Genomic DNA, 11,929 nt, shown 5'->3' with positions numbered 1-11,929 from the left:
CCCGGTTGTGTCCCATAAAGTCCGGCCCTTGTGGGTGAACGACCAGTGGGAACAGCTTGGAATCGGACCCGTCTGTCTATTAACGTTCGATAACGCAGCGCGGTTGTCACAGCCGTCGTCAGTGGCGGCACCGTGCGCGAGCGCCGAATTCCGCAAGGGAACCGGGGAACCACCTAAATGGGGTGAATCGGGCATCTCTGTCTTCACGAGAGGCGGAGGGACCCGTAGGAGACCTTCCTGCTCCGAACCCGTCAGCTAACCCGGTAGGCGAGAAGGAAGGAAAGGAGTGCGCCCGCGTGGCGTCCAACAAGCCTGCCCCCGAATCACCTTCCCGGTTCGTGCCCGAGTACGGCGCCGACTTCGCGAACGGCCCCGCTACCGCGTACATCCCGGAACAGGGGATCGACTACGCGACCGACGGGGGCAACGGCTACGGCGCCGGGTTCGGCAGCGGCTTCCGCGCCGACGATGCCGACTCCGAGCGGACCTGGGAGGAATGGAACCCCACCGAGGAGACCGTCCGTCCCGTCCGCGGCAAGCACCGTGTCGCCAAGCAGCGCAATGGTCTGGCCCGTAGCTCCACCGTCCTCGGCGTCGGTGTCATCGCGGCCGTCGGTGCGGGTGGCATGGCCACCGCGCAGAGCAAGCCGCCGGTCTCCATTTCTCTTCCCGATTCCATCGCGAACAATCTTCCCGACGCCAACTCCCTTCCGGGCGTCGGTGCGTTGTTCTCCGGCGAGACCGAGGCGGAGACTCCGGCCACCACGACCGCCACCGCCCCGCTGACCACCGCCGGCATCACCACCGCCGAGGCGGAGCAGGGCACCACGGACGCCGGCGAGGCACTGCGCGCCCGTATCCTCCAGCAGGCCGAGCAGCAGCAGGGCGCCGCCGACGCCGAGGCCAAGGCGGCGGCCGAGAAGGCGGCGGCCGAGAAGGCGGCGGCCGAGGCGAAGAAGCAGCAGGACGAGGCCGAGGCCAAGGTCGCCGCCGAGAAGAAGAAGGCGGAGGAGGAGGCGAAGAAGAAGGCCGAGGCGCTGCGCCTGGCCAAGCTCGCCGCCAGCTACGCCATCCCCACCTCCTCGTACACGATCACCTCGACGTTCGGCGAGGCCGGCTCGATGTGGTCCTCCGGCTACCACACGGGCCTCGACTTCGCGGCGCCGACCGGTACCCCGATCAAGGCCATCCACACCGGCACCATCAAGTCGGCCGGCTGGTCCGGCGCGTACGGCTACCGCACGGTGCTGGAGCTCGAGGACGGCACCGAGCTGTGGTTCTGCCACCAGTCCTCGATCGGCGTCACCGTCGGCCAGAAGGTCACCACCGGCGACACCATCGGCCGCGTCGGCGCGACCGGCAACGTCACCGGCCCGCACCTCCACCTGGAGGTCCACACCCCGGACGGCACCGGCATCGACCCGATGGCCTGGCTGCGCGCCCGCGGTCTGACCGTCTGACCCTCCGCAGTACTTCCCGCGAGTCCGGGACGGCCCTCGCCGTACCCGGTCCGCGGCCTTCCGAACCCCGGCAGCCCTGACGCACACCCCCCGACGTCAGGGCTGCCGGTCTGCGTGTGGCCATGCCCCTGCCTCCCTCCCTGCCTGCCGGCCCGTCCGTCCGCCTGCCTGCCCGTCCGCCTGGCTGGATGTAGGTGGCACGGAATAGTGGGTTGGCCGGAAACCGTTGTGCCTCTTATGACTTCACTGCGCACTCTCGGTCAGTCCGGCCTCCGGGTCTTCCCGCTCTGCCTCGGTGGAAACGTCTTCGGCTGGACCGCGGACGAGGACCGGTCCTTCGCCGTCCTCGACGCGTACGCGGCGGCCGGCGGGAACTTCGTCGACACCGCCGACGCCTACTCGCACTGGGTTCCCGGCAACGAGGGCGGCGAGTCGGAGACGGTCATCGGCAAGTGGCTCGCGGCGCGCGACAACCGGTCCGATGTCGTGGTGGCCACCAAGGTCGGCGCGCTCCCCGGGTACAAGGGGCTGTCGGCGCCCACGATCAAGGCGGCCGCCGAGGAGTCGCTGCGCCGGCTGAACACCGACTACATCGACCTCTACTACACGCACTTCGACGACAAGACCGTGCCCGTCGAGGAGATCATCACCGCTCTGGACCAGCTGGTGAAGGAGGGCAAGGTCCGCGAGATCGCCGCCTCCAACATCAGCGCGGAGCGCCTGCGCGCCTCGGTGGAGTTCTCCGAGCGCGAGGGCCTGGCCCGCTACGTGGCGCTCCAGCCGCACTACAACCTGGTCTCCCGCGACACCTACGAGGGCGAGCTCCAGGACGCCGCCGCGCGCGCCGGGCTCGCCGCCGTCCCGTACTTCGCGCTGGCCGCCGGCTTCCTCACCGGCAAGTACCGCCCGGGAACAGCCGTGGACAGCGCCCGTGCCGGGAGCGCCGCCGGCCACCTGGAGTCGGAGCGCGGGCAGCGGGTGCTCGCCGCGCTCGACACGGTGGCGCGGGAGCGGGACGCCGAGATCGCGACGGTGGCCCTGGCCTGGCTCGCCTCCCGGCCGACGGTCGCCGCGCCGATCGCCTCCGCCCGCACGGTCGAACAGCTCCCCGCCCTACTGGCGCTCGCCGACCTGCGCCTGACGGACGACGAGCTGTCGACGCTCACCGAGGCGTCCGCGTAGCGGCGTCGACCCGGCCCGGGCCGCTTCCCGACGGGCCGCTTCCCGCCCGGGCAGCGGCCCGTCGGCAGTGGCTCAGGCCGGCGGGCCGCCGGCGTACGGCGGGCCGGCGTAGGGCGGCGGGGTGTGGGGCGGCGGTGCGGTGTACGGCGGTACGGGCTGTCGGACGTACGACTGGACCGCGTACGGAGCGTACGGGGGCGGGGCGTACGGGGCCGGGGCGCCGTACGGGTACGGAGCGGGGGCCACGGCGTAGGCGTGCGGTCCGTACGCGTGGTGCGGCCACGGCGGTGGGAAGCCCGGGGGCCGGCGGTGCGTGGCACGGGCCGCGTACGCCAGGGCGGGTCCCGCGACGTCCCGGCGCTGCCACAGGTGGTGCAGCAGCTCCAGCTCGCGGGCGGCGAAGTCGGGATCGGGCGTGCCCCGGCCGGCCTGCCGGCGCAGGAAGGCGAGGGACGTCGCGAACGCCTCGTACTCCGCGACCGCACGGGCCGCGGCCCTGCCGTGCTCCTTGGCCTCCTTGGGGTGCTTCGCGTGGGCCGGGGCGTGGGCGTGGCCGTACGGGGCCGTGGCGTGCGGATGCCCGTACGGGGCCGTCGGGTGCGGTCGGCGGTAGGCGCCGGCCGCCGTGGCGTACCGCTGGCGCGCCGCGTTCCGGGCGAGGGCGCGGGCTCGCATCGAGGCGAGGGCGAGGGGTTCGTCGGGGGACAGCCAGCCGGCCTCGGCGTACGCGGGGAGCTCGACGGCCAGGGAGCGCAGCTCCTGCCGGCGCGCCCGGACCAGGAGCCACGTGATCAGGCCGAAGACGGGGACCATGAACGCCCCGTAGACGATGTAGAAGCCGTACCGGGTGAAGGTGGCCGAGCCGTTCCACAGGGCGTGCATGCCCATCGCTAGGACCAGGCCGAGCAGCGGAGCCCCGATGCGCCTGAACCGGCGGCCGGGCGCGGTGCTCGCGGCGATCCCGAGACCGATGCCGGTCATGACGGTGAAGAGCGGATGGGCGAACGGCGTCATGACCGCCCGGATGAGGAACGTCATCACCGTCACCGACGCGAAGGCGGTGCCCATCTGCTGGTCCTCGCCGAAGGCGTTGCCCAGATAGAGGATGTTCTCGGTGAAGGCGAAGCCCGTCGCGGTGAAACCGGCGGCCACCGCGCCGTCGACGAGACCGGTGAACTCCCGTCGGCGGAAGAGGAAGAGCAGCAGGACGGCCGCCGCCTTGGCGCTCTCCTCGACGACCGGCGCGATGACCGTGGCCCCCAGGGTGTCCGCGTTGCCGGGGTCCGATCCGGCTATCCACCGGGTGGCGAAGGAGTTGGCGAGGATCGCGACCAGGGCCGCGGCGCACGCGCCCCACGCGAAGGCGAACAGGAGGTTCTGCCACGGCCGGGGGTCGATCCGGCCCAGCCAGCGGAAGGCCGACATCAGCGCGGGGACCGGCAGCACGGCCAGTCCCAGGCCGACGAGGAACCCCTCGGTCCCGGTCTGGTCGCGGACCAGGGCCAGGATCACCACACCGCAGAGCGCCAGCACCGCGAAGACGGCGACCACTCGGAACGTCCGGTTCCGCCACAACGGGGCGACGTGGCGCGGCCGGTAGCGCCACTGGCTCCGCTCCGGCACGGCAGCCAGAATCTCGTCGACCCGCTGCTCCTGGAGCACGGGGACGACCGGCTGACCTTGCCATCGCTGCTGAACAGAACCGTCCGACACCCCTCGACCCTAACGAGCGGTACCGACAACGGCCATGGCGCATGGGGCGGCGCGGGGCGCCGGCCCCTGCCGGTCAGACGCGCGCGAAGAGCAGGTCGTGCACCACGTGGCCCTTGCCCAGGCCCTGGCCCTCGAAGCGGGTCAGCGGACGGAATTCGGGGCGCGGGGCGTAGCCGCCGTCGGCCATCGTGTTCTCGAAGCGGGGGTGGGCGGTGAGGACTTCGAGCATCTGCTCGGCGTACGGCTCCCAGTCGGTCGCGCAGTGCACGATCGCCCCGGGCTTCAGCGGGCCCGCGACCAGGTCCAGGAACTCCGGCTGGATCAGCCGGCGCTTGTGGTGGCGGGTCTTGGGCCACGGGTCGGGGAAGTACACCCGCAGCCCGTCCAGCGACTCCGGCTCCAGCATCTCGCGCAGCAGGATGATCGCGTCACCGTTGGCGACCCGGACGTTGGCCGAGCCGTTCCGGTCGGCGAGGCCGAGCAGGTTGCCCTGGCCGGGGGTGTGCACGTCCACCGCGAGGATGCCGGTGCCCGGGTCGGCGGCGGCCATCTGCGCGGTGGCCTCGCCCATGCCGAAGCCGATCTCAAGCACCACCGGGAGCCCGTCGAACATCGCGGGCAGGTCGAGGACGCTCAGCCCGTCGATGTCCAGGCCCCACTTGGGCCACAGCCGCTCCAGGGCGTCCTGCTGGCCGGGCGTGACCCGGCTGCGGCGCGGCTGGAAGCTGCGGATCCGGCGCTCGTGGTGCGAGCCGGCCGGGTCGGCCGCGGGACCGCCCGGGAAGCGGGGCTCCTGGCGCATCCGGCGGGCGCGCTCCAGGGACGCGGCCCGGATGTCGTCCGGGATTCCGGCGGTGGTGGGCGCGGTGCCGTCCGGCCCGGCGGGGTCGCCGGAGGCCGGGCGGGAGGGGTTCATGGGCTCAGACACAATGCCCTGATTCTACGGGGCGGCGCGCGGAGAGGGCGTCCGCCGACGGGGCCGCGCGCGGAGGGGGCCGCGCGGGGAGGGGCGTCCGCCGGCAGGCCCGGCCGCTCACCCCGCCTTCGCCGGGGTCGGCGGCTTCCACCCGGCCGCCCGCGCCCGGAGCAGCGCCCGGCGGGCCACCTCGCGGCCGATCGGCAGCGAGGCGGTGGCGGCGGGCGACGGGGCGTTCAGCACGTGCACCGTGTGCGGGGCCTCGCGGATCAGGAAGTCGTCCACCAGGGTGCCGTCCCGCAGCACGGCCTGGGCGCGGACGCCGGCCGGTGAAGGACGCAGGTCCTCATGCGTGACCTCGGGCAGGAGGCGCCGGACGGCCTCCGTGAACGCGTGCTTCGACAGCGAGCGGTGCACCTCGCCCGCCCCGTACCGCCAGTGCCGGCGGGCGATGCGCCACGAGCCGGGCCAGCTGAGGGTGTCCATCAGCTCGCGGGGGCGGACGACCGGCCAGCCGTAGCCCTCGCGGGCCGCCGCGGGCACCGCGTTGGGGCCGACGTGGACGGAGCCGTCGAAGCCCCGGGTCAGATGGACGCCGAGGAAGGGGAACGCCGGATCGGGCACCGGATAGACGAGGCCGCGCACCAGCTCGGGCCGCGCCAGCTCGTAGTACTCCCCCCGGAACGGCACGATCCGCATGCCCGGGTCGTCGCCGGCCAGCCGGGCGATCCGGTCGCAGTGCAGCCCCGCGCAGTTCACGAGGACCCTGGCCCGGACCACCAGGCCGTCGGCCGTGCGGACGGCGACGCCCCAGGGGCGGCGGTCGACCGCGGTGACCTCCGCGCCGAACCGGATCGCGCCGCCCGCGCCCCGTACCTCGTCGGCGAGCCGTCCGGCGACCGCCCCGAAGTCGCACACCCCCGTCGTGCCGACCCGGATCGCGGCGAGGCCCCGCACCTTCGGCTCGTACTCGGCGATCTGCGCGGGCCCCAGCTCGCGCACCGGCAGCCCGTGCTCACGGCCGCGCTGGACCAGGGCGTGCAGCCGGGGCAGCTCGGCGCGGTCCGTGGCGACGATCAGCTTGCCGGTCACCGCGTGCGCGATGGAGTGCTCCCGGCAGAAGTCGACGAGCTCGGTGCCGCCGCGCAGCGCGTACCGCGCCTTGAGCGAGCCCGGCGGGTAGTAGATCCCGCTGTGGATCACCCCGCTGTTGCGCCCCGTCTGGTGGCGCGCCGGGGCATCCTCCTTCTCCAGCACCGTCACGCGGGTGCCGGGCGCGGCACGCGTGAGCGCGTACGCGGCCGACAGGCCGACGATCCCGCCGCCGATCACCAGCACATCGCAGTCGTACGCCGCGTGCGTCATCATCACGCCACCTCCCACCCCGATAGTGCACTGACCCACTGACAACGGGCTCAAACCCGTTCGGCCAGCGTGGCGCTTCCCGAGGGCGGGGGTTCTATGCCGGGGCGACCAGCAGGGGGCGGGCGCGTTCGCGCAGCTCGACGACGCGCGGCTCGTCCCCGTAAGGCTCCAGCCGGTGCAGCAGGTCGCGTACGTACTCCGTGGTGCGCGCCGACGAGATGCGGCCCGCCACCTCCACGGCCCGGGTGCCCGCCGCGCAGGCCGCGTCCAGGTTCCCCGACTCCAGCTCGGCGACCGCCGACACGACGAGGCGCAGCCCGTGCGAGCGGACGAACTCCTCGGTGGGCCGGGACAGCGCCTGCTCGGTGAAGCGGCGGACCTGGCGCGGTGCCTTCAGGTCGAGGTGGCACTCGGCGGCGTCGGCCGCGAATCTGTCGTACGAGTAGAAGCCCAGCCAGGCCGGGTCCGCGTCGCCCTCGCGGGAACGCTCCAGCCAGCTCTCGGACGCCTTGAGCGCGGCCCCCGCGGCCGGCGCGTCATTCGCCTTCGCGTGCGCCCGGGCCTCGACCAGCCGGAAGAAGCTCATCGTGCGCGCGGTGGCGAGGCCCCGGTTGCGCTCGACGGCGGCCTGCGCGAGGTCGACGCCCTCGTCGGCGAAGCCGCGGTAGGTGGCCTGGAGCGACATGGACGCCAGTACGTAGCCGCCGAGCGGTACGTCGGCAGCCGCGCGGGCCAGGCGCAGCGCCTGGATGTAGTAGCGCTGGGCCGCCTCCTGCTGGCCGGTGTCGAAGGCCATCCAGCCGGCGAGCCGGGTCAGCTCGGCCGCGGCGCCGAACAGCGCCCGGCCGACCTCGTCGCTGTACGAGCCGAGCAGCAGCGGGGCCGCGTCGACCCGTAAGCACTCGGGGACCATCGAGGAACGCCAGTCCCCGCCGCCGTACTTGGAGTCCCAGCGGCGCGCGTCCTGGGCGGCCTCGCGCAGTTTGGAGACGTCGCTGTGGCCCACGCGCAGCGAGGAGGCGTCGGCTCCGGACTCGGGGCCGGGCTGCTTCGGGATCAGCAGGCTGTGGCCGGGGGCCGGTGCGGTGCCGTTCTGCTGGGGGGACGCTTCGGGGAGACCCGGCGGCGGGGGTGCTCCGGCGGCGCCGTGCGCCCCCGGTGCGCCCTGTGCGCCGGGCGGCTGCCCCCCGACCGTCGCCGGTGTACGCGCCACCGACGGGTCGGCGGGGGATATCAGCCAGCGGGACGCGGGTGTGGCGTACGCGCTCACGGAGAAGGAACCCGCCAGCGACTGCCAGATCCCGCCGCTGCCGGCCCGCCGCCCGGCCAGATCCAGCCGGTAGAGCTCCGTCGCCGACCGCACCGCCGCGTCCACGTTGCGCGGGAAGGCCAGGCCGACCTCCGGCGCCGGATCGGCGTCGGCGAGCCCGATCTCGTGCAGGGGGACGGGCCGGCCGAGCTTGGCGCCGATCGCCGCGGCGATGAGATGGGGGGCGGCGCCCTGCGGCACCATGCCCTTGGACACCCACCGGGCGACCGACGTCTTGTCGTACCGGAGGGTCAGCCCGCGCTGCGCCCCGAGGTCGTTGACCCGCCGGGCAAGCCCGGCGTTACTGATTCCCGCGAGGGCGAGAACGGTGCCGAGCTTCTCGTTCGGTCCGCGTTGCTCCCTGGACATGGCCACCCCTCGACACACAGACGGCAGCCGCGTCACCGTCACGGCGCGCGGCATTCGTACCGTGTTCTCCCCAGGGACGAACCCTGTCACTCCGCCCGCACACGCATTTGGCCGTGCCCCGGGGAATATGCCGCCCTGCTGAGAACATCAGTGCACCCAGCGTAGTTCGTCGCATCCCTACCGTTAAGGGCTGGACGTCCGTATGGCGGGATTGTTGTCCGTCCCGGCCACTCGGGGAGGGCTGTGGGGCGGGGGAGGACGCGAGGGGCGTACGGGGCGGCAGGGGCGAACACGCGACGGAGGAAGAGCGAAGGAAAAGCGGGGGAACGACGGGGGAGCGGGGGAGGCGGAGTGGAGGTCGCCGGCCCGGAACTCCGGCGGGTCGGCGGCCGCTCGGGGATGGTCGCCGTCCCGGCGGGGAAGGGCTCGGTGCCCGCTGTGCTTCCGCCCGCCGACCAGCGCGGACCGGCGCGCGGGGCGTACGGGTGCGGTGCGGTCCTCCTCGTGCACGGCTGCTTCCGGGAGGCCCTTGCGGGGTCATCGCGCGTGCCCCCCGGTGTGTGGCCGTGCGCCTGTACGTGCGCTCTGGCCCGGCCCCCGGGGCGGCGCTTGCATGGGTGCTGCGTGGATCGGCCCGCTGCGCTGTACGCGGGGGGCTGGGGGATAACGCCGTCTCATTCCCCGCAGGCGGCGAAACCGGTCCGGGGGGCGAGGCCCGCCTCCCGGGCCGTGTGTTCCCGGGGGTGCGGGGGTGTTCCGCCGGCGAGTGGCGGGTGCGCGGCGGGCCGGGTGTGCCGACGGGGGAAGACCCGCCCGAACTGGTGTGAATAAGGATGAAAAGGTCAAAAGGTCACCGGTCCAACGGTTCCTTGGGGGCCTGAGATTGGCCGGATGTCGACGGTCGGATGCGGTCGAGCCGGGGGAAGCGCGTACCTCCGGGTGACCGTGCCCACCGGTTACGGGCGATGGCCGGAAGCGAGCCGTTCACCCGAGGAGGTACCGGGGAACGCAACGCCCGGAATCGACAGCTCCGTTGGCCCGGTGCGCGACGCGCGCGGGCGGTGTGCGGGACGTCGGACCCGGCGTCCGCCCTGCGGCCTTTGCCAGGGGCGCATGCGCTCACGACGTGCGCCGTCCGTAGCCACTCCTGCGCGCCGTTGTCGTGGCAGCATGTCCGCAACGGCGCCGATCGTCACCGGAGTTCTCCAGGTGCTTGCCTGCCGCGCCGTTTTTGTCCACAGCCTGTGGAGGCGGCGATGCGTTGGTTGGTGGGTTGGAGCAGTATCGCCGCGAGCTTCGGCACGGCCGGGGCGGTCGGCGGCAGCGACGACGGGCGCACGATGCACCCCGTGGGCTCCCAACTCCTGTGGGGCGACCCCGATCCGCTCTGGGCGGTCGGTGACTGGCGCCCCGACGAGATCCGCACGGTCCGGGTGGACACCGCCGAGGGCGCCCCCATGGTCAGGCTCGCGGTCCTCGGCTGCTGCGGCGCCACCGACGAACAGCTGCGCGTCGGTCTGCTCGCCGCCCGGGGCGGTGCCCTCCGCCACCTCACGGCGTGGACCGGCAGCTACACGGCCGTCGTCCAGATCGGCCGCCGGATCACCGTCGTCGGCGACCTCGCCGGAGCCCGCCCCGTCTTCTACACTCCCTGGGCCGGCGGCACGGCGTACGCCACCGCCGCGCTCCCCCTCGCCGACCTCATCGAGGCACAGCTCGACATCGGGCACCTCGCCGCGCTGCTCGCCTGCCCCGAGACCCCGGAGGCGCTGCGCGACGGCACCCCCTACGCGGGCGTGAAGCGCATCCCGCCCGGACACGCCCTGATCCTCCGCGAGGGCTCGCGCGAGATCACCGGGTACGAGGCCGTGGCCTCCCTCGCCGTGGCCGCGCCCGAGCTCGATCCGGTGAGCGCGGTCGACGGCGTGCGCGACGCGCTGGTCGAAGCCGTACGCGCCCGGCTGCTCGCCCCGCGCCACGCTCCGGAGACCCTGCCGCCCGACCCCGGCCCGGTCCCCGGCATGGGACCGGCCGAACGCCGCGCCGCCCGCGGCGCCCCCGTCCCCGGCATCGGCGCCGACCTCTCCGGTGGCAGCGCCTCGGCGACCCTCGCCCTGCTCGCCGCCGGTCTCCCCGGGCTGCCCGGCACGATCCTGGGCCACGGCACCGGAGCGGGGGAGCGGCTGCTCGCCGTCACCTTCAACGACCTGACGACCCGCGCCCACGAGCCCGAACTCGAACGCGCCCGCGCCATCGCGGCCAACCCCCGGCTCCACCACGTCGTCGTCGCGGCCGGCGAGGAGGCCCTGCCCTATGCCGAACTGGGCGCCGGCGCGCTCACCGACGAGCCGGCTCCCTCGCTCGTCCTGGCCGAACGCCACCGGCGCCGGCTCTCCGCGGGCAGCGCCGACCACTTCGTGGGGGCCGGTGCCCGACAGGTGCTCGACGCCCACCCGGCCCGTCTCGCCGACCTGCTGATGGACCGGCGCCGCCGCCACCTGCTGCGCCCGGTCGCGGCCCTCGCCAAGGCCGAAGGGCCCTCCGCGCAGTCCCTGTTCGTTCCGCTGACCGTCTACCGGGCGGCCCGCCGGCTCGCCCGTACGTCGTACCGCACCGGTCTCGAAACTGCCGCCGTCCGGCTGCCCGACGCCAACCGGATCGCTCCCGGACTCGACACCCCGGCCGACGCCTCGCTCGCCGCGCTCGCCTGGTCGAGACCGGGGCCGGCCGCCCGGTGGCTGACCGGGGAGGCGCTGGCTGAAGTATCGGTTCGCCTCCAGGAGGCGGCGATCCGCCCCTCCTCCGTCCAGCGCCCCGGCGAGGCCCGCGCCAGGGCAGCCCTCGCGCGCAGCGCCGCCGACCACCGCATCCTGGAGCAGGCCGCCGAGATCCGCAGCCAGCGGCTCCATGCTCCCTTCCTCGACAACCAGGTGGTACGCGCCGCCCGGGCGCTCCCGGAGTCCCTGCGGGTCCAACCGGGTGCCCGTGCGGCGATCCTGCGGCGCGTGCTGGCCGGCGCGGGCATCCACGAGCTGCCCCCCGGCTGGGGTGCCCCCTCGCAGCACACCTCTACCGCGGTGACCCGGACGGGCCTGCGTGCCGCCCTGCCCGAGCTGATCGCCCTCTTCGACGCCCCGCTGCTCGCCGACGCCGGCCTGGTGGAGGCCCGGGTCGTACGCAAGGCCCTGCGCGCCGCCTCCGAGGGCGAGCCGCTGCCGCTGGACGGCCTCGCCGAGCTGGCCTCCACGGAACTGTGGCTGCGCCGGCTCGTCTCACGACGCGGCACCTGCTGGACGGGCACGGCGGCCCCGCGCCAGCGCGCGGTGGCGGGGGGCGTGGTCCCGGCGCGGCGGTCGTTGCAGGGGTGAGCGCGGTCAGGTGCCTGTTGCGGGACTGAACGCGGCCAGGCGCTCCCTTGCAGGGGCTGAGTGCGGCCGGGTGTCTGTCGCAGGGGCTGAGTGCGGCGGGGTGTCTGTTGCAGGGGCTGAGTGCGGCGGGGTGTCTGTTGCAGGGCTGAGTGCGGTTGCCGCGGGGCCGGGTGTCTGTTGCAGGACTGAGCGCGGCTGTCGCGGGGCCGGTCGAGTGCGCGGGGGCGGCTCGGGCCCTTGCCTCTTC

Annotated in this window: 7 protein-coding genes and 1 riboswitch; of the genes, 3 read left to right on the top strand and 4 right to left on the bottom strand. The window is 74.2% G+C overall.

Annotated elements, in window-relative coordinates:
• The first annotated feature begins 131 nt into the window (after positions 1-131).
• A riboswitch (cyclic di-AMP (ydaO/yuaA leader) is annotated at positions 132-285 on the top strand.
• Positions 286-296: 11 nt separating this feature from the next.
• Positions 297-1,460: a M23 family metallopeptidase gene (locus BLW14_RS14760; protein ID WP_093707759.1), complete on the top strand. Its 1,164-nt coding sequence runs from the start codon at positions 297-299 to the stop codon at positions 1,458-1,460.
• A 237-nt stretch (positions 1,461-1,697) separates the two neighbouring features.
• Positions 1,698-2,642 (top strand): aldo/keto reductase, encoded by a 945-nt coding sequence (locus BLW14_RS14755; RefSeq protein ID WP_093707758.1) that lies wholly within the window; start codon positions 1,698-1,700, stop codon positions 2,640-2,642.
• Positions 2,643-2,714: 72 nt separating this feature from the next.
• Here the strand turns inward: BLW14_RS14755 and BLW14_RS14750 are convergent, their stop codons facing one another.
• The 4 genes from BLW14_RS14750 to BLW14_RS14735 all read right to left on the bottom strand — a co-directional run bounded on the left by BLW14_RS14750 (position 2,715) and on the right by BLW14_RS14735 (position 8,314).
• Positions 2,715-4,355 carry a PrsW family intramembrane metalloprotease gene (locus tag BLW14_RS14750; RefSeq protein ID WP_177153980.1) on the bottom strand — a complete coding sequence of 547 codons (1,641 nt, stop codon included), beginning with the start codon at positions 4,353-4,355 and terminating at the stop codon, positions 2,715-2,717.
• A gap of 73 nt (positions 4,356-4,428) precedes the next feature.
• Entirely contained in the window at positions 4,429-5,271 is an 843-nt protein-coding gene (gene trmB, locus BLW14_RS14745; protein ID WP_018521881.1) for a tRNA (guanosine(46)-N7)-methyltransferase TrmB, read from the bottom strand.
• A gap of 117 nt (positions 5,272-5,388) precedes the next feature.
• Positions 5,389-6,639, bottom strand: a complete 1,251-nt coding sequence (gene lhgO, locus BLW14_RS14740) for an L-2-hydroxyglutarate oxidase (RefSeq protein ID WP_093707756.1) — start codon at positions 6,637-6,639, stop codon at positions 5,389-5,391.
• Positions 6,640-6,730: 91 nt separating this feature from the next.
• A complete protein-coding gene (locus tag BLW14_RS14735; RefSeq protein WP_093707755.1) occupies positions 6,731-8,314 on the bottom strand; it encodes an NsdA family TPR-like regulatory protein in 1,584 nt (527 codons plus the stop codon).
• A 1,256-nt stretch (positions 8,315-9,570) separates the two neighbouring features.
• Here BLW14_RS14735 and BLW14_RS14730 point away from each other — a divergent pair.
• Complete coding sequence (locus tag BLW14_RS14730) at positions 9,571-11,682, top strand: asparagine synthase-related protein (RefSeq protein WP_107468440.1); 2,112 nt, start codon at positions 9,571-9,573, stop codon at positions 11,680-11,682.
• Positions 11,683-11,929 lie beyond the last annotated feature (247 nt).

Origin of the sequence: Streptomyces sp. 2131.1, assembly GCF_900105515.1 — a bacterium.
Taxonomy (GTDB): domain Bacteria; phylum Actinomycetota; class Actinomycetes; order Streptomycetales; family Streptomycetaceae; genus Streptomyces; species Streptomyces drozdowiczii.
This window is presented reverse-complemented; position numbering and strand designations above follow the sequence as displayed.

What these genes read in the sequence shown, in the direction of transcription:
- BLW14_RS14755 (WP_093707758.1), top strand. Translation starts at nt 1,698, where the DNA reads ATGACTTCACTGCGCACTCTCGGTCAGTCCGGCCTCCGGGTCTTCCCG.
- trmB (WP_018521881.1), bottom strand. Translation starts at nt 5,271, where the DNA reads ATGAACCCCTCCCGCCCGGCCTCCGGCGACCCCGCCGGGCCGGACGGC.
- lhgO (WP_093707756.1), bottom strand. Translation starts at nt 6,639, where the DNA reads ATGATGACGCACGCGGCGTACGACTGCGATGTGCTGGTGATCGGCGGC.
- BLW14_RS14735 (WP_093707755.1), bottom strand. Translation starts at nt 8,314, where the DNA reads ATGTCCAGGGAGCAACGCGGACCGAACGAGAAGCTCGGCACCGTTCTC.
- BLW14_RS14730 (WP_107468440.1), top strand. Translation starts at nt 9,571, where the DNA reads ATGCGTTGGTTGGTGGGTTGGAGCAGTATCGCCGCGAGCTTCGGCACG.